The 18,264-nt window shown below is 52.3% G+C and carries 19 protein-coding genes; 9 read left to right on the top strand and 10 right to left on the bottom strand.

What is annotated here, in order from left to right; genetic code table 11:
- Nucleotides 1–211 precede the first annotated feature (211 nt).
- Entirely contained in the window at nt 212–934 is a 723-nt protein-coding gene (fimY, locus tag OGX89_RS18550; RefSeq protein WP_126955890.1) for a fimbria biosynthesis regulator FimY, read from the top strand.
- A 586-nt stretch (nt 935–1,520) separates the two neighbouring features.
- Nucleotides 1,521–2,153 carry a fimbria biosynthesis transcriptional regulator FimZ gene (gene fimZ, locus OGX89_RS18545; protein WP_003831119.1) on the top strand — a complete coding sequence of 211 codons (633 nt, stop codon included), beginning with the start codon at nt 1,521–1,523 and terminating at the stop codon, nt 2,151–2,153.
- 49 nt (nt 2,154–2,202) lie between these two features.
- On the opposite strand, the gene sfmF is transcribed toward fimZ, so the two are convergent.
- The 6 genes from sfmF to fimA form a co-directional block, all read right to left on the bottom strand.
- Complete coding sequence (gene sfmF / locus OGX89_RS18540) at nt 2,203–2,697, bottom strand: fimbria assembly protein (RefSeq protein WP_174785122.1); 495 nt, start codon at nt 2,695–2,697, stop codon at nt 2,203–2,205.
- A gap of 34 nt (nt 2,698–2,731) precedes the next feature.
- Nucleotides 2,732–3,739: a type 1 fimbria D-mannose specific adhesin FimH gene (fimH, locus tag OGX89_RS18535; protein WP_003831117.1), complete on the bottom strand. Its 1,008-nt coding sequence runs from the start codon at nt 3,737–3,739 to the stop codon at nt 2,732–2,734.
- Between the two features lie 4 nt (nt 3,740–3,743).
- On the bottom strand, nt 3,744–6,365 hold the full coding sequence (locus OGX89_RS18530) for a fimbrial biogenesis usher protein (RefSeq protein WP_126955891.1): 2,622 nt from the start codon (nt 6,363–6,365) through the stop codon (nt 3,744–3,746).
- Between the two features lie 7 nt (nt 6,366–6,372).
- Entirely contained in the window at nt 6,373–7,065 is a 693-nt protein-coding gene (fimC, locus tag OGX89_RS18525; RefSeq protein ID WP_063941353.1) for a type 1 fimbria chaperone FimC, read from the bottom strand.
- 41 nt (nt 7,066–7,106) lie between these two features.
- On the bottom strand, nt 7,107–7,640 hold the full coding sequence (gene fimI / locus OGX89_RS18520) for a type 1 fimbrial protein subunit FimI (protein WP_003831114.1): 534 nt from the start codon (nt 7,638–7,640) through the stop codon (nt 7,107–7,109).
- A gap of 77 nt (nt 7,641–7,717) precedes the next feature.
- The gene (fimA, locus tag OGX89_RS18515; protein ID WP_032934356.1) at nt 7,718–8,272 is read right to left on the bottom strand and encodes a type 1 fimbrial major subunit FimA; all 555 of its coding nucleotides are present in this window, start codon (nt 8,270–8,272) and stop codon (nt 7,718–7,720) included.
- A gap of 575 nt (nt 8,273–8,847) precedes the next feature.
- Between fimA and folD the strand changes: the two genes are divergently transcribed.
- The 3 genes from folD (at nt 8,848) to OGX89_RS18500 (ending at nt 10,578) form a co-directional block, all read left to right on the top strand.
- The gene (gene folD, locus OGX89_RS18510) at nt 8,848–9,714 is read left to right on the top strand and encodes a bifunctional methylenetetrahydrofolate dehydrogenase/methenyltetrahydrofolate cyclohydrolase FolD (RefSeq protein WP_003831112.1); all 867 of its coding nucleotides are present in this window, start codon (nt 8,848–8,850) and stop codon (nt 9,712–9,714) included.
- A gap of 1 nt (nt 9,715) precedes the next feature.
- Nucleotides 9,716–9,928 carry a ribosome-associated protein YbcJ gene (gene ybcJ / locus OGX89_RS18505; RefSeq protein ID WP_003831111.1) on the top strand — a complete coding sequence of 71 codons (213 nt, stop codon included), beginning with the start codon at nt 9,716–9,718 and terminating at the stop codon, nt 9,926–9,928.
- 125 nt (nt 9,929–10,053) lie between these two features.
- Nucleotides 10,054–10,578: a metal-dependent hydrolase gene (locus OGX89_RS18500; protein ID WP_063941352.1), complete on the top strand. Its 525-nt coding sequence runs from the start codon at nt 10,054–10,056 to the stop codon at nt 10,576–10,578.
- A gap of 77 nt (nt 10,579–10,655) precedes the next feature.
- Here OGX89_RS18500 and cysS read toward each other — a convergent pair whose 3' ends face one another.
- On the bottom strand, nt 10,656–12,041 hold the full coding sequence (cysS, locus tag OGX89_RS18495) for a cysteine--tRNA ligase (protein WP_003831109.1): 1,386 nt from the start codon (nt 12,039–12,041) through the stop codon (nt 10,656–10,658).
- A 173-nt stretch (nt 12,042–12,214) separates the two neighbouring features.
- On the opposite strand from cysS, the gene ppiB reads away from it, so the two are divergent.
- The 4 genes from ppiB to purK all read left to right on the top strand — a co-directional run bounded on the left by ppiB (nt 12,215) and on the right by purK (nt 15,246).
- Nucleotides 12,215–12,709: a peptidylprolyl isomerase B gene (ppiB, locus tag OGX89_RS18490; protein ID WP_003021875.1), complete on the top strand. Its 495-nt coding sequence runs from the start codon at nt 12,215–12,217 to the stop codon at nt 12,707–12,709.
- Between the two features lie 2 nt (nt 12,710–12,711).
- Nucleotides 12,712–13,434 carry a UDP-2,3-diacylglucosamine diphosphatase gene (gene lpxH / locus OGX89_RS18485; RefSeq protein ID WP_003831108.1) on the top strand — a complete coding sequence of 241 codons (723 nt, stop codon included), beginning with the start codon at nt 12,712–12,714 and terminating at the stop codon, nt 13,432–13,434.
- Nucleotides 13,435–13,672: 238 nt separating this feature from the next.
- Nucleotides 13,673–14,182, top strand: coding sequence for a 5-(carboxyamino)imidazole ribonucleotide mutase (gene purE / locus OGX89_RS18480; protein WP_003831107.1), 510 nt, complete (start codon nt 13,673–13,675; stop codon nt 14,180–14,182).
- Nucleotides 14,179–15,246, top strand: a complete 1,068-nt coding sequence (gene purK / locus OGX89_RS18475; protein WP_008783999.1) for a 5-(carboxyamino)imidazole ribonucleotide synthase — start codon at nt 14,179–14,181, stop codon at nt 15,244–15,246. Before purE ends, purK begins: the two co-directional genes overlap by 4 nt.
- A 35-nt stretch (nt 15,247–15,281) precedes the next feature.
- Here purK and OGX89_RS18470 read toward each other — a convergent pair whose 3' ends face one another.
- From OGX89_RS18470 to OGX89_RS18460, 3 genes are read right to left on the bottom strand one after another with little or no spacing between them, the layout of a single operon-like run.
- Complete coding sequence (locus OGX89_RS18470; RefSeq protein WP_126955892.1) at nt 15,282–16,175, bottom strand: carbamate kinase; 894 nt, start codon at nt 16,173–16,175, stop codon at nt 15,282–15,284.
- Nucleotides 16,176–16,178: 3 nt separating this feature from the next.
- Nucleotides 16,179–16,988, bottom strand: a complete 810-nt coding sequence (locus OGX89_RS18465; protein WP_032934355.1) for an oxamate carbamoyltransferase subunit AllH family protein — start codon at nt 16,986–16,988, stop codon at nt 16,179–16,181.
- An 11-nt stretch (nt 16,989–16,999) separates the two neighbouring features.
- Nucleotides 17,000–18,259, bottom strand: coding sequence for a YlbE family protein (locus OGX89_RS18460; RefSeq protein ID WP_003831103.1), 1,260 nt, complete (start codon nt 18,257–18,259; stop codon nt 17,000–17,002).
- Nucleotides 18,260–18,264 lie beyond the last annotated feature (5 nt).

The raw sequence follows: 18,264 nt of genomic DNA, 5'->3' as shown, positions 1-18,264 counted from the left end.
AAAACGACTTTTTGGGCATTGAGTAAGACATCAGAAAACTTCCGGCAGATTATTCTGATGGGATACGCAATTGCCAGTCTGATGATTGCTGAAGCATTGAAACCCAACAGCACAAGGAAACTCGCCTTTACGCTGGAGAAAACTTGGGTCAGGGATGTTTATAGTCGGCAATTTATCCAGACCTGCCGCAACAGAAATGGAATGGAAAAGGATGCACAGCGCAAAACGCCGGGATCGACATCGCCGAATACGAAACACTAACTGTACCTGGCAATATCCTCACTACACATCACAGGTATTTGACCAACTTGAGTATCTGACGCAAAAACTCGAATACGCATTACCGAGTGACACTATATCTCAGGCGATTATTACGACAGATTACTATCTGGCCTATGCGCTGGGTCGACATTTATTTTCAGGAGCACGTACCGCGATCTTCCAGACCATTGAATCGGCCAAAGTCAGCCTGCGAGAGTCGGTAATTAGTCAGTTAGTGGTTGATATGGAAGGTTTAACAATCTCTTATTTTGATGTTCTGGAGTATCTGCGCCAGCTAATTAAACCGCGGAATAACATCCAAATCTTCATATTGCTTTCCCGCCACGATGAAGACCTAATCCCTTTTATTTCTCTGTCCGGTCCATTTTATATCTTGTCACGTAGCCTGCGCCTCCCGGAGATGCGCCGCGCTTTCTTGTCGCCAGTCCTTAACTATATTCACTCCAGGCACATAAACCAGCTCGATTGGGAGATGGTGGAATTACTTTTACAAGGTAACTCCTTAAAAGAGATTGCTTTGTTACAAGCTCGCCCCTACCACCGTATCATCTATCGCCTGAACCAGCTGATTGCGCGTCTGGGCTTAGCAAACCGGCAGCGTTTTTTGCACCTGATACATCGCCTCAGCGTTACCTCTGCTCATTTAATTTAACACCCTAACCCTATGTGCCATAAGATTTTTTAGGAAATTACTTATTTTTATATGAGATAAAAGATCTAAATTTCACAACTATTTAATATTTACAACTATTCCTGGTATTATGCTAACTTCCACCACCCCAGTAAACCATACTGATTCTGTGCATATCAGCACAAATAGCGTCATTCCCACCTTAACAAATCCTAAACAATTAGTTTATTGTATTGTTTTTACCATTTAAAAATTTTTTTCAGTCTGCCATAATTCAAACAGCAGTAAAATAATGCCAATAGTCATTAACACATCTGGATCTTTTAGAACATCCTAACTGACATTAACAACCTGAATGTTGTAAGCCTTTTCCGAAAGAACAGAGCAGGTATAATCCCCATAGTTTTCTGATTAATTGTTAGTTTTCCCAGTGTGAAATGGATTTTCCACAAATTCATTGTTCTGTAGAAGAGCAACCGAATAAACAAGGATGAAATAATATTTATTCGACTCTCCCTCAGAACAACCCTTGGCTATTTGACAATATTATAACGCCTGATGTTTTATAAAATTATCAAGATACGCATACAGTTTGAGGCATACAACAATGAAACCAGCATCCGTTATCATTATGGACGAACACCCTATTGTCAGAATGTCGATAGAAGTACTACTTGAAAAAAACAGTAATATCCAGGTTGTGTTGAAGACCGATGACAGCCGTACGGCAATAGAGCACCTGCGCACTTACCCTGTCGATCTTGTCATTCTGGATATTGAACTACCTGGTTCAGATGGATTTACATTACTCAAGAGAATAAAGTCTCTGCAGGAGAATACTCGGGTGCTGTTTCTCTCCTCCAAATCGGAGTCCTTTTATGCCGGGCGTGCTATCCGGGCCGGTGCAAATGGTTTTGTCAGTAAACGAAAGGATTTGAATGATATCTACAATGCGGTAAAAATGATTTTATCGGGATATTCTTTTTTCCCTTCAGACACCCTAAACTTCATTAACAATATAAATATGAAAAAAGGTGTATTGAATGACATGCCTCTCTCTAATCGCGAAGTTACGGTTTTGCGTTATCTGGCAAATGGCCTCTCTAATAAGGAAATTGCTGAGCAGCTGTTACTCAGCAATAAAACGATTAGTGCTCACAAAGCTAACATCTACGCCAAACTCGGCTTACATACTATCGTTGAGCTGATCGATTACGCAAAAATGCATGAATTAATGTAATAGCACTCCCGGCGAGACTTCGTTCGGGAGCATTTTATCCGCGCATTGATTAGTTATAGTTAATCATAAATGTGGCATCGGCCCTGGCGAGGCCTGGCTGAACCCCGTCTGCTAACGCGATATAGTTGGCGAAAAAGGTCAGCGTGGCATTGCCGTTCTCATCAATCCCCACGGTTTGGCTGGCCTGCTCGAGCGGTAATCGCGTACGGTCGCTGTCATGCAGTTCGATCGCCACCTTTTGCGCCATCACTGCGTCATCAAGCGCCAACAACGTCGTACCGGGGGCCGGAGTACCAGAAAACGTTATTGACGCGGATCCCGGCGGGCAGCCTTCCAGCTTCAGCGTAAACGCGACTGGTTGGGTAGTATCCCCGCTGGTCTGTAACTGCTTTGTTGGCCAGGTGCCCAATTCAACCGACTTATTGCTGTCACTGGCAATCACCGCACAGGTAAAGTCCACCACGTTTCCGCGCAGTTCAATATTGATTTCGCCCAGCGATGAGGCCGCATGGCACAACGAGCTGAATATCAGTATGGGCAGCATCACCAAAAGCGCCCATGAAGTTGGCGTTTGCTTGTTAGTCATAATCTACTCGCAGATAGCCACGGGCAGTAAAAGGCCCTTCGGTAGGTTTATTCCCTGTCACGCTGACCGGCCATGTCCGAATACTCACGTTTGCCACGGCGTTATCATCCAGTTGAAATGGGATCGTGCTGGACAGATTATTGGGCGTCAGCGGTCTACCGGTTTTGTCGGCGACAATGAACCCTAAGTCAGGATTGTCCGATACCATCATTTGCCCGGAGGCTTTCTCGGCCTCTACCCGCATGGTTAAGTAGGCTTGTGCAGCGACGTTGGTGCATTTTATCGCCACCGTTTTGGTCTGCGGATTAATGCCTTCGGGACGGTTTCCTGCCCCCGCCTTGCTGAACAACGATGCGCCAATATCGCCAAAATCAAACTCGACAATCTGCCCTGCGTTCACCTCACAGTTTTGTGGAACCTCCACCTTACCGCTGTAGCTGATGGTATAAACCGGCGTGCTTAGCGCATCTCCAGTACTGGTCGTGACATAGACTCTGAACATGGTCTGGCGCGGGATCGGCACCATGTTAATAAACGAGCGAATCACTTTGAGTTTAAACACCAGCTTTGAATCCATTACGCCAAAAGGCTGCTGCTTAGGTACGTTGGGATGAGTTCCCATACGGATATAATTACGCGGGGGATAAAACAACCCAGCAGAGCTATCGGTGATGCTCATAGCCCCCAGCAGGTAGTCATTGAGTTTCAGGTACTGAAAACCATTTTCTGTACTTTGCACAGGGAGTTCCGTAACGTAGCTTCGATAGGTGTAATTCACCGTCGTCCCGGCCGGACAGGTAGCATTAACGCCAATCCAGCCCGATTTTTCCGGTAACGTCACCACCTGTCCCGGCCGGTTATTGCTGCTGTTAAAGACGTTCGACAGATCGTAAAAAACATCCGTTGGTGTGCCATTCGAGTTTTGGCAGACTGTCGCCCATGACGAATGGGCCATCAGCAGTAAAGCGCATCCCAGTAACAAACCCGTTTGTCGTTTCATCGTATTATTCCTGTCGTGCTGTTGGAGATTCGCACGTCACGTTCGTGAGCGTCACCGCCTGTTTCAGACTCTCCTCAGGCAAGGCATAGTGCGCCACGCAGCGAGCGTTAGCGCTTTCCCCCCATTGGATCAGTAATTCACCTTTTAGCGGCAAGCCGCTCAGGTAGATTTGCCCGTCTTCGCCCACCATACTGGTCACGCCGCTGGTGTTTTCACGCACAACGGAGCCAAATGGCACAGGTTTACCTGCATATTTCGCGGTTATCAGCGCCCGCACACCGATACGTGTATCAAACGCCGCTCGCACTAATGCCCCTTGCGTTGGCACGACGCTGCTAACGTTATTTTCCACATCGGTATTGTTGTTCATTGAATTGGTATCTAATGCGACGCGGTTATAGCGATAAACGGTGGCATACGGCATCACCGCGTATCCACGCCAGTCGGTTTGCACGCCGGTCTGGTTTTCTACTCGTACGCCCTGCGCGCCAGGCGCTTTAACCAGCACGTTGGTGTCCCCCAGCGGCTGACTGAGCGTAATACCGTCCGCATGCCCCACCACGCCGCCGGAGAGCTGCCAGTTGTAGTCATGCTGATCGCGATCGTAGTTGTATCCCACGCCCAGCGTGCCATAGGCCGCCTGCCAGTTGGCGCTGGCGTTTCCGCTGTAGCCGTTGGTGCTGCTGTGCCCCTGATTCACGCTGTAGCTCAGGTTGCGCCCATCCAGTAACGTCCCGCCGATCCCGCTCTGCCAGCTGTTTTGTCCGTTGCTGTTGCGGTTGGCATTAAAGGTGGCGTAGGTGCGATCGAGCGCGTTATCACGCGAGTAGCGCCGTCCGCTTAGCAGGCTGAACGGCACTGACATATTGAATGCCAGAATACGGTCGGTGTCGGAGATGCCTACCGATTCATTCCACGACCAGGAGAGTGAATAGCTAATCCCCTGCCAGCCGCTGGCATAGCCCACCTGATACCAGGTATTGGTGTCTGAGGTATTCCAGTACGTTTGCTGACTCCCCGAAACATACAGCGAGCCGTAGTCTCCCAGGTTCTGCGAAATGTTAATCTGAAAGCGGCCCTTTTTGCTGTAACTCAGATTGTGATAGCTCTTCACATCGGGCACGTCGTGGCGATTACCTTCGCTGTCGTATTCATACTCATAGCCTTCCATGCTGCGATACGCGACGTCATCAAGGGTATAGAAGCCGCGCGTTGAGTAGCGATATCCCAACAGCTGGAAGTTTGTGCCAAAGTTGTTCAGCGATTTTGCATACAGAAAACGCAAAGACTGCCCCTGATGCGTACTGTCATCCGCCAGCTGACTGCGCGCATGGGTTAAATCCACAGAAACCGCCCCCCAGTCCCCCAGGTTTCGGCCAGTGCCTAAAACTACCGCGGTGTAACGTGAGGCCAGCTGCGTACCGCCATAAGCGGTGTAGCCTTCTGGTAACCCGGCAATTAATGTTCCCTGGAAAAAGAACGGTGAAGATTGCTGGCTATTGCCGCTGCGAAAATCCCCGGCAACCACGTCGTATTTGAAACGCCCTTCTCGTTGTAACAAGGGAACCGTGGAGTACGGCACCGTATAGCGCTGCTGGCTGCCGTCCTTTTCGTCCACTGTCACCTCAAGGTCACCGCTGGATGACGTCGGGTTGAGATCGGTTATCGAAAAAGCGCCCGGTGAAACATAGCTTTGATAAATCACATAGCCATTCTGACGAATGGTCAGTTTCGCTGCGGTACGCGCAATGCCGCGAACGGTAGGCGCGTAGCCCTGTAAGCTGTCGGGATACATACTGTCTGAGGAATAGAGCCGCGCCCCGCGAAACCCGACGCTGTCAAAAACGTCGTTGCCGGTGTTGCTGTCGCCCATCACCAGTTCACCCTTCAGCGGGATAATCGCGCGCTGAAGCCATGTACCGATATTTTTCCAGCTTTGTGAGTGGTATCCGTCACCTTTGGAATAGCTCCATGCGCCGTTATTTCTCAAGCGCCAGGGGCCATAGTTCAGGCCACTGAGCATACTTAAGAAGTAGCTGTCAGTGTCACTGCCGCGGCTGCCGGTAAAGCTGTAGTTGACCAGCGCAGCCGGGATCCCTTCATCCCACTCTTCCGGCGGAATATAGCCACGCGCGCTGTTTAACATTGACGCCTGAGGCAGGCTGACGTTTAAGCGCAGGGTAGAAAAATCAAATGCAATCTCGCTGCCTGGAATCGCCTCAGGTAGATTGATACAGGTATCGTTCGCATCCTTACTGAGTGCCGGAAATGCGGTGATATTGACACCAAGGCGCTTCACCCAGTCGAGTCCAAAACATGGCATCAGCCCACCGGACTTCTCCCCGGCTTTTCCCGCGCTGGTCGTAAAACGTATATCCTGAGTGGCAACAAACTCATCGTTGCGCCAGATATCCACACGATAAACACCTTCAGGCTGATGATTGCCTTTTTCAAAACGTGATAAATCCGCCACGGTTGCCGTATCCGCAGATAAAAAGGCCGGATTAAAATAGCTTTCCCCATGGCTTAAAGAGGGAAAGAGCGCCGCCATCGTGGACAACGCCACCCCCGCCAGCGGTGGCGTAACCCCCGGTAACAGGCCAGGAAAATACGTTGTCTTATTCATCGTTATCTCAACGCACGCTAACCGTTTGGGCCGGGGTCACGGCGCCATAATCATTGACCGTCTGGAACGTGACGTTGCCCTGAACGCCCGTTGGTAGCAGGACCTGCACATCACTTTTCGGCGCGACCATCACGTTATCAACCTTCGTTTTCCCCACGTTGAGATTGACCAAGGTGACGTAATACGCTGAAGGATTGTTGATTTTCAGGTGGTTGCCGGTACGGGAGAATTTCAGCATCCCGGGCGCATCTTCCGGAATTTGCTGCAGATTATTCGGACGTACAAAAAGCTTGATGCGGGACAGAATCGCCAGTTGCAGAACGTTTTTACCCTCGAGGCTGTTTTTATTGACTGACGGAATGGCTTTCACGTTCATCCAGAACAGCGACTCACGATCTTTAGGCAGCGGAACACCTGCATAGATGATACGCAGCGTGTTTTCGCTTTTGGGCTCGCTGACAAACAACGGAGGCGTAACCACGAACGATTTTTCTTTAACGCCTGCGCTATTCTCGATCCATGAATTGACCAGGTAACGTTCTTTGGTATCACTATTGCTAATAGACAGGGACGTTTGTTTGGCATCGGCTGGATAAATAACGCGAGTAGCGCCTAATGCAATACCGCCTGCAGCCTGAACACTGGCAGCAGAAAATAAGGCCAGTAAAAGGATAAAACCTGATTTTAGATAATTAAACATAGCTACAAATACCTTTGATGCGATTATCGTTGGAAAATAAATCAGGGATAAACCAACGTAAACCACACGTCTGAACGAAGCGCTCCCGGCGTTATATTTTCCGAGACAGCCCGATAGCGGGCAGTGAAATGAAACGTCATCTCTTGCGTTATAATCGGCGCATAATGAAGCGGCAGCGCATTCGGAATAATTTGCCGTTGGCGCTCATCAAATAACGCCAGACCGATCCCTGAAGCCGCAGACGCATCGCCACTGGCAAGAAAAACCTGCGGATCTTCCGCTGGCGTCACACCTGCAAACGCAATCCCAACATGGTCATAAACATCGGAGCTGCATGACGTTAAGCGCAGTGAAAACGGCACGCTGGTAGAGGCAAAGCTTCCCGTCCCGGAGAAAGCATTGGTGCGATACTGCCCCATTTGCACCCGCAAATTTTGGCTGTCGGTAGCGACCGTACAGGCACCATTGACGAGCTGCCCTCGTAAGTGAAGGCGGCCACTTTCCAGTATTACCGTATGTGCAAACACAGGCAGTACGCACAGCATTCCCGCCAGCGCCACGCCTTTCCCTATCATCTGCCGCATCCTTCATCATCCCCGGAAATTGCCTCATCCAGTGAGGCGAACGTCATCCTTGCGCAAATCAGAACGGCTTATTCGTACTTCATGATGAACGTCGCGTCGGCATTTGCCTGACCCGGCGTAGCGCTGGTGGCTGTGGCTTTGTAACGCGCAGAGAAACGCAGGGTGTTGGTCCCTTCTACCAGCGCCTGAGCGGTAGAGAAGGTGGCTCCATCCGGCTTCAGCGCGGTGGACGTATTGTCCAGAATTTCAATCCCGACACCGCTGGCAGTGGTACCGTTGTCTGCAGAAGTGACGGCCAGCAGGTTGTTGTTGGTGATGTCGGATTGACCAGAGAAAGCCACGGCTGCGGTTGCGGCAACTTTCGGATCACAGTCGTTCAGCACGATTGAGAACGGAATTTGCGCCGTTGTATCGCCAACTGCGGTAAAACTGGCGGTACGATACTGGCCTAAGGTGACAACCTGATCGGATGACTGAGTACTGACTGCACAGGCTGCATTGACCAGTTCACCTTCAAAATGCACAGTACCGCCGCTAACGCTTACCGGATCGGCTGCAACCGCTGCACCTGCAACTAACATCAGGCTGGCAATAACAGAAGAGGTCATTAATTTACGTTTCATGGATTTCCCTTGAATTACACACATCCGGCTCCGGCGTCCTGCGGGATCCGTTTGAATCATTATCGACATTAAATGTCAGGCTAATTATCTCTGCATCCTGTAAAGATATATATCGCAAGAGAATTAGCTAACCTTTTACCCCAACTCTCCTGAGTATTTGATTCACTAATTAATCTTCGCGAATATGACTATTCGTCACAGGGTTAAATTAAACATTTCAATTAATGAAAAATACCTGCAAATCCTTTTATTGACCCTGGCCAATTCTTATTGGGACCTAAGAAAAATCTGGGTGAATATTACTTAAATCCTTCCATAAAGGTACGTAACAGACTGGTTTATGGCGCATTACCCCTGAAAACACCAGGGTGATGAATTGTTTCATTCACGTTAATTTTAATTCGCATGCTCATTAATTATCCGGGGGACTTCAGCCTCTGAACTGACCCCGTACGCGGACCGCGGTGATCCCTATCGCACGTAAAAACGCAAACGAAAACTGACAGCACGCCCCGCTTCTGACAAAATAGTGGCATCCCCTTCGGTTTAACGTAACAGACGGAATTCTCTCTCTGATGGCAGCAAAGATTATTGACGGTAAAACGATTGCGCAGCAGGTGCGCTCTGAGGTTGCTCAAAAAGTTCAGGCGCGTTTAGCGGCTGGATTACGCGCCCCAGGCCTGGCTGTTGTGCTGGTAGGTAGCAACCCGGCTTCGCAGATTTATGTTGCGAGTAAACGCAAAGCCTGTGACGAAGTGGGGTTTGTCTCCCGCTCCTATGACCTGCCTGAAACCACCAGCGAGGCGGAGCTTCTTGAGCTGATCGATACGCTCAATGCAGATACCACCATCGACGGTATCCTGGTACAGCTGCCGTTGCCGGCGGGTATCGACAACGTGAAAGTGCTGGAACGTATTGCACCAGATAAAGACGTTGACGGTTTCCACCCGTATAACGTCGGTCGTCTGTGCCAGCGCGCGCCGCGCCTGCGCCCATGTACTCCGCGCGGTATTGTTACCCTGCTTGAGCGTTACAACATCGATACCTACGGTCTGAATGCCGTGGTCATTGGCGCCTCGAATATTGTCGGTCGCCCAATGAGTATGGAGCTACTGCTGGCTGGCTGCACCACCACCGTCACCCACCGATTCACCAAAGATCTGCGCCGCCACGTAGAAAATGCTGACCTGCTGATTGTTGCCGTCGGTAAACCGGGCTTTATTCCTGGTGAGTGGATCAAAGAAGGTGCGATTGTGATTGATGTCGGCATCAACCGTCTGGAGAATGGTAAGGTTGTTGGCGATGTGGTCTTTGACGATGCGGCCGCACGAGCGTCATATATCACGCCGGTCCCCGGCGGCGTAGGCCCAATGACGGTCGCCACACTTATCGAAAACACGCTGCAGGCGTGTGTTGAATATCATGATGTAAAGGACGTTTAAGATGGCCACATTTTCACTGGGTAAACACCCACACGTTGAACTCTGCGATTTGCTGAAGCTGGAAGGCTGGAGCGAAAGCGGCGCCCAGGCAAAAATTGCTATTGGCGAAGGGTTAGTGAAGGTCGATGGCGTTGTTGAAACGCGTAAACGCTGCAAAATCGTTGCCGGACAGACAGTCAGCTTTGAAGGCCACAGCATTAACGTCGTGGCGTGACCCTAAGTGCCGGATGAGGTTAACACCGTATCCGGCCACTTCCCCCTCTCGTTTTCAGATAATGACTTCATCCCCGCTTCACAGTGAACTGTTAGCATGTTGTTTTTCAACACGAAGCGATCATCATGCCCACTATCGTTACTCACGCGGCCGTTCCGCTCTGTTTAGGCTTAGGTCTCGGACTTAAAGTCATCCCCCCACGATTACTGTTTGCTGGCGTCGTTCTGGCCATGCTGCCAGATGCCGACGTGTTGTCATTTAAGTTCGGCGTCGCCTACGGCAATGTGTTTGGCCACCGGGGATTTACCCACTCACTGCTGTTCGCCTTCGTGGTACCGCTGCTCTGCGTCATGATTGGCCGACGATGGTTTAAGGCGGGATTGATTCGCTGCTGGCTATTCCTGACAGTTTCACTGCTGTCCCACAGTCTGCTGGATTCTGTCACCACCGGCGGCAAAGGCGTCGGCTGGCTGTGGCCGTGGTCGGATGAACGCTTCTTCGCGCCATGGCAGGTGATTAAAGTCGCCCCGTTTGCGTTATCACGCTACGCCACGCCGTACGGGCACCAGGTGATCATGTCGGAGTTGATGTGGGTATGGCTGCCGGGAATCGTAATGATGGGTGTGCTGTGGTGGTATCGGAAACATTAATCTGCCGGATGCGACGCGATGCGTCTTATCCGGCCTACACGGCCCGGTAAGCGTAAGCGCCACCGGGCATTACAGAGTTACTTACGACGCCAGGTGGTACCCTGCGGGCCGTCTTCCAGCACGATGCCCATCTCGTTGAGACGGTCACGCGCGGCGTCAGCTGCCGCCCAGTCTTTCGCCTTACGTGCATCCAGACGCTGTTGGATTAACGCTTCAATTTCAGCAACTTCACCATCATCCGCCTGAGCACCGCTTTGCAGGAATGCCTCTGGATCCTGTTCCAGCAGGCCCAGTACGCTGGAAAGCTTACGCAGATGCGCAGCCATGCCGTTAGCCGCCGCCATATCTTCACCCTTCAGACGGTTAACCTCACGCGCCATATCAAACAGCACGGAGTAGGCTTCCGGGGTGTTGAAGTCATCGTCCATCGCTTCAATAAAGCGCGCTTCAAAGGCTTCGCCACCGGCTGGCGCAACGGATTTGTCGGTGCCACGCAGCGCGGTATACAGACGCTCCAGCGCAGAACGCGCCTGCTTGAGGTTCTCTTCGCTGTAGTTTAACTGACTACGGTAATGACCGGACATCAGGAAGTAACGGATGGTTTCGGCATCGTAGTATTTCAGCACATCGCGAACGGTAAAGAAGTTGCCCAGCGATTTGGACATTTTCTCGCGGTCAACCATCACCATCCCTGAGTGCATCCAGTAATTAACGTACTCACCGTCATGTGCACAGGTGGACTGAGCGATTTCGTTTTCATGGTGCGGGAACATCAGGTCCGAACCGCCGCCGTGAATATCGAAATGGTTGCCCAACTGTTTGCAGTTCATCGCCGAACATTCGATGTGCCAGCCCGGACGGCCCGCTCCCCACGGAGACGGCCAGCTCGGCTCGCCTTCTTTGGACATTTTCCACAGCACGAAGTCCATCGGGTTGCGCTTCACATCAACCACGTCAACGCGTGCGCCTGCCTGCAGCTGATCCAGATCCTGGCGCGACAGCTGGCCGTAGTTCGGGTCAGTCGGCACGTCGAACATCACGTCGCCGTTATCAGCAACGTAAGCGTGACCTTTGGCAATCAGCTGTTCAGTGATTTCGATAATTTCAGCAATATGGTGCGTAGCACGCGGCTCCAGATCCGGGCGCAGAATATTCAGCGCATCGAAATCGCTGTGCATTTCCGCGATCATTCTGTCGACCAACGCCACAAAGCTTTCGCCGTTTTCATTCGCGCGCTTGATGATTTTGTCATCGATATCGGTAATGTTGCGCACATACTTCAGCTTATAGCCGAGGAAGCGCAGATAACGCGCAACGACGTCGAAAGAAACGAAGGTACGTCCGTGGCCAATATGACAGAGATCGTAAACGGTAATACCACACACGTACATGCCGACTTCCCCGGCATGAATAGGTTTGAATTCCTCTTTTTGGCGCGTCAGTGTATTAAAGATTTTTAACATCGAAGATTCCGTGTAGACGTGTGTGGATAGTAAAGTCTGTATAATACCCATAATTTAGACCGGAAGCAGCACACTTTGCGAGGTGATCGCAGCTTGCGGTTATGCTATAACACACCCCTAACTCTGACCCTTGACGGGGTCGAAGCACCAATCTATCGGAACAGGATGCAAAAATGGTTACTTTCCACACTAATCACGGCGATATCGTAATCAAAACGTTTGATGATAAAGCGCCTGAAACAGTTAAAAACTTCCTGGACTACTGCCGCGAAGGTTTTTACAACAACACCATTTTCCACCGTGTTATTAACGGTTTCATGATCCAGGGCGGCGGTTTCGAGCCAGGCATGAAGCAAAAAGCCACGAAAGAAGCGATCAAAAACGAAGCGAACAACGGTCTGAAAAACACCCGTGGTACGCTGGCGATGGCGCGTACTCAGGCTCCGCACTCCGCAACCGCACAGTTCTTCATCAACGTTGCAGACAACGACTTCCTGAACTTCTCCGGCGAAAGCATGCAGGGTTGGGGTTACTGCGTGTTCGCTGAAGTTGTTGAAGGCATGGACGTGGTTGATAAAATCAAAGGCGTTTCCACTGGTCGCAGCGGTATGCATCAGGATGTGCCAAAAGAAGACGTTATCATCGAAAACGTGACCGTCAGCGAGTAATCGTGGCGACACTGTTTATTGCAGATCTTCACCTCTGCACAGAAGAACCGGCGATTACCGCCGGTTTTCTGCGTTTTTTAGCCGGTGATGCGCGAAAGGCCGATGCGCTATACATTCTTGGCGACCTGTTTGAAGCCTGGATTGGCGACGACGATCCTAATCCGCTGCATCGTGAAATGGCCGCGGCGATAAAATCACTGACTGATTCCGGCGTTCCCTGCTTTTTTATTCACGGCAACCGTGATTTTCTGCTCGGTAAACGTTTTGCCCGTGCGAGCGGCATGACCTTGCTTCCCGAAGAAAAAGTGCTCGACCTGTATGGCCGCAAGGTGCTGATCATGCATGGCGACACCTTATGCACCGACGACGCAGGCTATCAGGCATTTCGCGCCAAAGTGCATCAACCCTGGTTACAGAAGCTGTTCCTCGCTCTGCCGCTGTTCGTTCGCCAGCGAATCGCTGCGAAAATGCGTGCCAACAGCAAAGCAGCCAACGACACCAAATCGCTGGAAATCATGGATGTGAATCAGCAGGCCGTGATTAGCGAGATGGAAAAACATCAGGTTCAGTGGTTAATTCACGGCCATACCCACCGCCCTGCCGTCCACGAGCTTACGGCCAATGAGCAACCCGCTTTCCGCGTGGTTTTAGGCGCATGGCACACCGAAGGTTCGATGATCAAAGTCACCCCTGACGACGTTGAACTGATCGCATTTCCGTTTTAATTCTGCAGATACCCAGTTCCTCTTTACACAAAACTATTCGAGTTGCATCGAGGCGGCAAATCTGTGAGTCCCCTGAAGCTTACAAAAGTAAGTGACTGGGGTGAGCAGATGTAGCCAACAAAGAGGCCGCTTGAAGAGTGAAGTGCAAAGTGCGCAATCGTTTTCCTTGGCGGTGAATTATGCTATTCTCTGTGGCCTCAAAAGTCGAGTGTAGTGCACCACAGGAGTTTTCAGACGCATGTCTTCCCGCAATAATCCGGCGCGTGTCGCCATCGTGATGGGGTCCAAAAGCGACTGGGCTACCATGCAGTTCGCCGCCGAAATCTTCGAAATCCTGGACGTTCCGCATCATGTTGAAGTCGTCTCCGCCCACCGCACCCCAGACAAACTGTTTAGCTTCGCCGAAAGCGCTGAAGAGAACGGTTATCAGGTGATTATTGCCGGGGCCGGTGGCGCAGCGCATTTGCCTGGCATGATTGCGGCGAAAACGCTGGTGCCTGTCCTCGGTGTTCCGGTGCAAAGCGCAGCGCTGAGCGGCGTAGATAGCCTCTACTCTATCGTTCAAATGCCGCGCGGTATTCCGGTCGGCACGCTGGCGATCGGCAAAGCGGGTGCGGCAAATGCGGCCCTGCTGGCAGCACAAATTCTGGCAACACACGACAAAGCCTTACACCAGCGTCTGAACGACTGGCGCAAAGCGCAAACCGATGAGGTGCTGGAGAACCCGGACCCGCGAGGTGTCGCATGAAGCAGGTCTGCGTACTTGGCAACGGACAGCTAGGGCGCATGCTGCGCCAGGCCGGTGAGCCACTGGGCATAGCCGTCTGGCCCGTCGGGCTGGACGCTGAACCGGCTGCGGTCCCTTTTCAGCAAAGCGTGATCACCGCTGAGATTGAGCGCTGGCCGGAAACGGCACTCACCCGCGAACTGGCACGCCACCCGGCGTTTGTTAACCGCGACGTCTTCCCGATTATTGCCGACCGTCTGACGCAAAAGCAGCTTTTTGACAAACTCGGTCTGGCGACCGCGCCGTGGCAACTGCTGGCAGATAAAAGCGAATGGTCTGCTGTATTCGACAAACTTGGCGAGCTGGCGATCGTGAAACGTCGCGTCGGCGGCTACGACGGACGTGGACAGTGGCGCTTGCGCGCAAATGAAACCGAGCAACTGCCGGACGACTGCTACGGCGAGTGCATCGTCGAGCGGGGAATCAACTTCTCCGGTGAAGTCTCACTGGTTGGCGCTCGTGCGCACGACGGCAGCACCGTTTTCTATCCGCTGACCCATAACCTGCATCAGGATGGCATTCTGCGCACCAGCGTGGTGTTCCCGCAGGCTAACGCCAGACAGCAGGAACAGGCTGAAGCAATGCTCTCTGCCATCATGCAGGAGCTGGGCTATGTCGGCGTGATGGCGATGGAGTGTTTCATCACCCCGGAAGGTCTGCTGATTAACGAACTGGCTCCGCGCGTGCACAACAGTGGCCACTGGACGCAAAACGGCGCCAGCATCAGCCAGTTTGAATTGCATCTACGTGCCATTACCAACCTGCCATTACCGACGCCGGTGGTGAACCACCCTTCGGTGATGGTAAACCTGATTGGTAGCGACCTGAACTACGACTGGCTGAAGCTGCCGCTGGTGCATCTGCACTGGTATGACAAAGAGGTGCGTGAAGGGCGTAAGGTGGGTCATCTGAACCTGAGCGACAGCGATACCGCGCGCCTTAGCGCAACGCTGGAAGCGCTTATCCCCCTGCTGCCGCCGGAATATGCCAGCGGTATTATCTGGGCGCAGTCAAAACTGAAATAAGAAGACATGGGGCGTGCATACACACGCCCCTTTTTTTACAGACGGATACAGGTTCCGGCTTTGCCTGCCAGCGTATCTTCAATGCGTGACAGCGCGCCAATCCATGCTGGTTTTCCCCGTCGTTTCACGTATCCGCTTACGGCTGTGACCTTAGGCCCCATCGAACCATCAGCTTTAGCAAACGGCGCCAGTTCATCAGGAGAGGCCTGACGGATCGCGCGTTGCTCCGGCGTCCCCCAGTTTTCATAAACCGCATCGGCATCGGTCAGAATGACCAGACCATCGGCATCGATCTGTTCAGCCAGCAACGCCGCCGCCAGGTCCTTATCAATGACCGCTTCAGACCCTAATCCTTCGCCAGTGACGGGCACGCCGCCGCCCCCGCTACAAATCACCACATGCCCTTCTTTGAGTAAGAGCTTAATAGCATCGCTTTCTACGATCTGGCGAGGTTCTGGCGAAGCGACAACACGCCGCAGGTATTTGCCGTCACGCTTCATATGCCAACCGTATGTCGCTTCCAGTTGCGTTTGTTCTTCGGGCGAATACACCGGGCCGATAAATTTTTCCGGTGCCATAAATGCAGGATCGTCCTCGGATACCACAATCCGCGTTAACACCGTGGTCACCGGCGGCATTTCCGGTTCTGCGGTCAGGCTCTGCGCCAACATATAACCGATCATGCCCTGCGTCTCAGCCACCAGCACATCTAATGGATAAGGCTCGACCTCCTTCCAGGCAAGGTTCTGTAACGACAGCAGGCCAACCTGCGGTCCGTTGCCATGTACGATTGCCAGGCGATACGAACGCGCCAGACGCGCCAGGGCGGGTACGGCGCTGGCAATATTACGATATTGATTTTCTGCCGTTAGCGCCTCGCCGCGCTGCAATAATGCGTTGCCACCAAGAGCAACAACCAGCGTTTTCATTCCCTATCCTTCTATGATTTGTTGTCCAAGCCAGAACCCCAACAAGGTGTCTGCGCCGGAGGTATGCCCAAGCGCCAGCAGCGAATTTATCGCCGCATCCAGCCTTTCCTGGCGATGCAGAGCATGGGTGAAGTGGAGTAAAGGTGAAGCGAAGTACCCTAGCGCCGCGTAGCGCAAGTAGCTCACGCTAACCACGGTCGTCGCTTGTTCAAGGTTGCCGGAATAATCAAAGAAACGGTGACCGGAGTCCTTATTCAGCGCACCAAAATACCAGGCGGCCAACAGCATGCCAGTCAACGTGTCATCATGGCTGGGCGTTAAACCTGGTCCCTTGCCCAACCACTGCCGCCAGTCTGTCGACAAACCGGCAAGTGCCGAGAAGAAGCAGTGGCGGAACTGACGCAGCTCGGGGCACAAAGGCAGGCTTGTGGCCAGCATTAACGGTCCGAATAATCCCGTTTCCTCGCCGCGCTCCATCCAGCCAGGAGCAAGGCGCGCGGCATGAGGGCGATAGGTTATTTGCAATGAACAGCAGCGCTGAGGTTGACGTAAAAGATACTGTCCCAACACAATCCCCTCGGGGACAGCCAGAGGGGTTTCACTACCACTTAACGACGTACGCAGCGCATCAAAGTCATGTGCGCGGATCACCCATCCTCCTGGGCTAAAGCCGCTTCCCTGGCGGTGCAGCGTTAACAGTGCGCCCCCTTCGGCTACAAGGTTAATCGAGCGTCGCCAGACACCAGACAATTGCCATGACTGGCGAAAATCCGCAGACTGCTGGCTGCCCATCAGAGGATGGATGATCATCATGCGCACCTCAGTTAGCTAATGCCCATGCTTTCAGCCAGCGCTTCCAGTGCCAGCTCAAAGCAAGCGAGCGGCGCACGGACTGTACCTGCACCGATCTGGCCAATACCGGCCTCTTTATGGGCAATACCAGTATTGATCAGCGGCGTGATCCCCGTTTCGACCACGCGACGGATATCGAGTCCCAGACAGGCCCCCTGGAAATCCCAGCCGGGGATCTGTAGCTGCATATTGCGCTCCAGATAGATTTCCGCCATCTCTTCGGAGACGGATTTTGCGGCTTCCATTCCTCCGGCACCGACAAAACGCGTTACGCCAGGCGCGGCAATCATCGCCGCACCGCCAATACCAAAGGTTTCAGTGATGGCGCTATCACCCATATCCGGGTTAGCCTGTTCCTGCGAAAAACCGGTAAAGAACAGTCCCTGCGGCGTGTTAACAGGTGCGGTAAACCAGCGATCGCCAAGTCCGCTCACGCGAATACCGAACATGTCGCCATTACGGGTCATTGCCGTCACAATACTGCCAGAACGCACCTGCGCCCCGGCGTCCATTGCCGCTTTGCAGTAAGCCATCGCCAGGTTGAGGAAGAACTGGTCGGTTACACTCAGGAAATCCATCACCTCAGCAATCTGCTGCTTATCATGTTCCAGACGGGCAATTTGTGGTGCCAGCGTACGCATCAACAGAGCTGAAGAGGCAATATTGCGCTGATGGAACTCATCGCCCATCGTAATGCCCTGTGCCATCATGGCGGTCAGGTCAATACCCTGCTCCAGTGTGCCCAGCGCTGCGCTTAAGACCGGCATCAGAACATCACGCATCCAACGTAAACGCTGCTGGACATCCTCACCGTACGCGCCGAAGCGCATCACTTTGCCGATGCCTTCATTGAGATTGCAGTAAGCCCTGTTCCCTTCGGTGATATTTTCCACCACCAGCATCGGCATGCTGGCAGAGGTGATTCCGCCCATTGGCCCCACGGCATTAACATGATGGCAAGGTACAAAATTGACTTTCCCCTGCTCCAGTAATGCCAGCGCACTTATCTCATCATCAGCCCACCCTTCAAACAGGCATGCACCAATGCAGGCCCCTTTCATCGGGCCGGTCATCTCTTGCCAACGCATTGGCGGTCCTGCATGAAGCAGTGTTTTCCCCTCATTGAGTTCGCTGATTAACGAGGACGCGGGTTGCACATCCAGCCAGTGTGGACGCGCACGACGAATTTGTTCGATTACTGCAGCATTGGCTTGCGCCACTGATGTAAACATTGGAA

The organism is Citrobacter sp. Cpo103, assembly GCF_030332605.1.
Classification (GTDB): domain Bacteria; phylum Pseudomonadota; class Gammaproteobacteria; order Enterobacterales; family Enterobacteriaceae; genus Citrobacter; species Citrobacter portucalensis.
The sequence above is the reverse complement of the archived record's forward strand: the minus strand, read 5'-3'. Positions and strand labels throughout refer to the sequence as shown.

Excerpts from the sequence above, each read along its gene's own strand:
- fimY (WP_126955890.1), top strand. The coding sequence starts at position 212 with ATGCACAGCGCAAAACGCCGGGATCGACATCGCCGAATACGAAACACT.
- fimZ (WP_003831119.1), top strand. The coding sequence starts at position 1,521 with ATGAAACCAGCATCCGTTATCATTATGGACGAACACCCTATTGTCAGA.
- sfmF (WP_174785122.1), bottom strand. The coding sequence starts at position 2,697 with ATGCTGCCCATACTGATATTCAGCTCGTTGTGCCATGCGGCCTCATCG.
- fimH (WP_003831117.1), bottom strand. The coding sequence starts at position 3,739 with ATGAAACGACAAACGGGTTTGTTACTGGGATGCGCTTTACTGCTGATG.
- OGX89_RS18530 (WP_126955891.1), bottom strand. The coding sequence starts at position 6,365 with ATGAATAAGACAACGTATTTTCCTGGCCTGTTACCGGGGGTTACGCCA.
- fimC (WP_063941353.1), bottom strand. The coding sequence starts at position 7,065 with ATGTTTAATTATCTAAAATCAGGTTTTATCCTTTTACTGGCCTTATTT.
- fimI (WP_003831114.1), bottom strand. The coding sequence starts at position 7,640 with ATGATAGGGAAAGGCGTGGCGCTGGCGGGAATGCTGTGCGTACTGCCT.
- fimA (WP_032934356.1), bottom strand. The coding sequence starts at position 8,272 with ATGAAACGTAAATTAATGACCTCTTCTGTTATTGCCAGCCTGATGTTA.
- folD (WP_003831112.1), top strand. The coding sequence starts at position 8,848 with ATGGCAGCAAAGATTATTGACGGTAAAACGATTGCGCAGCAGGTGCGC.
- ybcJ (WP_003831111.1), top strand. The coding sequence starts at position 9,716 with ATGGCCACATTTTCACTGGGTAAACACCCACACGTTGAACTCTGCGAT.
- OGX89_RS18500 (WP_063941352.1), top strand. The coding sequence starts at position 10,054 with ATGCCCACTATCGTTACTCACGCGGCCGTTCCGCTCTGTTTAGGCTTA.
- cysS (WP_003831109.1), bottom strand. The coding sequence starts at position 12,041 with ATGTTAAAAATCTTTAATACACTGACGCGCCAAAAAGAGGAATTCAAA.
- ppiB (WP_003021875.1), top strand. The coding sequence starts at position 12,215 with ATGGTTACTTTCCACACTAATCACGGCGATATCGTAATCAAAACGTTT.
- purE (WP_003831107.1), top strand. The coding sequence starts at position 13,673 with ATGTCTTCCCGCAATAATCCGGCGCGTGTCGCCATCGTGATGGGGTCC.
- purK (WP_008783999.1), top strand. The coding sequence starts at position 14,179 with ATGAAGCAGGTCTGCGTACTTGGCAACGGACAGCTAGGGCGCATGCTG.
- OGX89_RS18470 (WP_126955892.1), bottom strand. The coding sequence starts at position 16,175 with ATGAAAACGCTGGTTGTTGCTCTTGGTGGCAACGCATTATTGCAGCGC.
- OGX89_RS18465 (WP_032934355.1), bottom strand. The coding sequence starts at position 16,988 with ATGATGATCATCCATCCTCTGATGGGCAGCCAGCAGTCTGCGGATTTT.
- OGX89_RS18460 (WP_003831103.1), bottom strand. The coding sequence starts at position 18,259 with ATGTTTACATCAGTGGCGCAAGCCAATGCTGCAGTAATCGAACAAATT.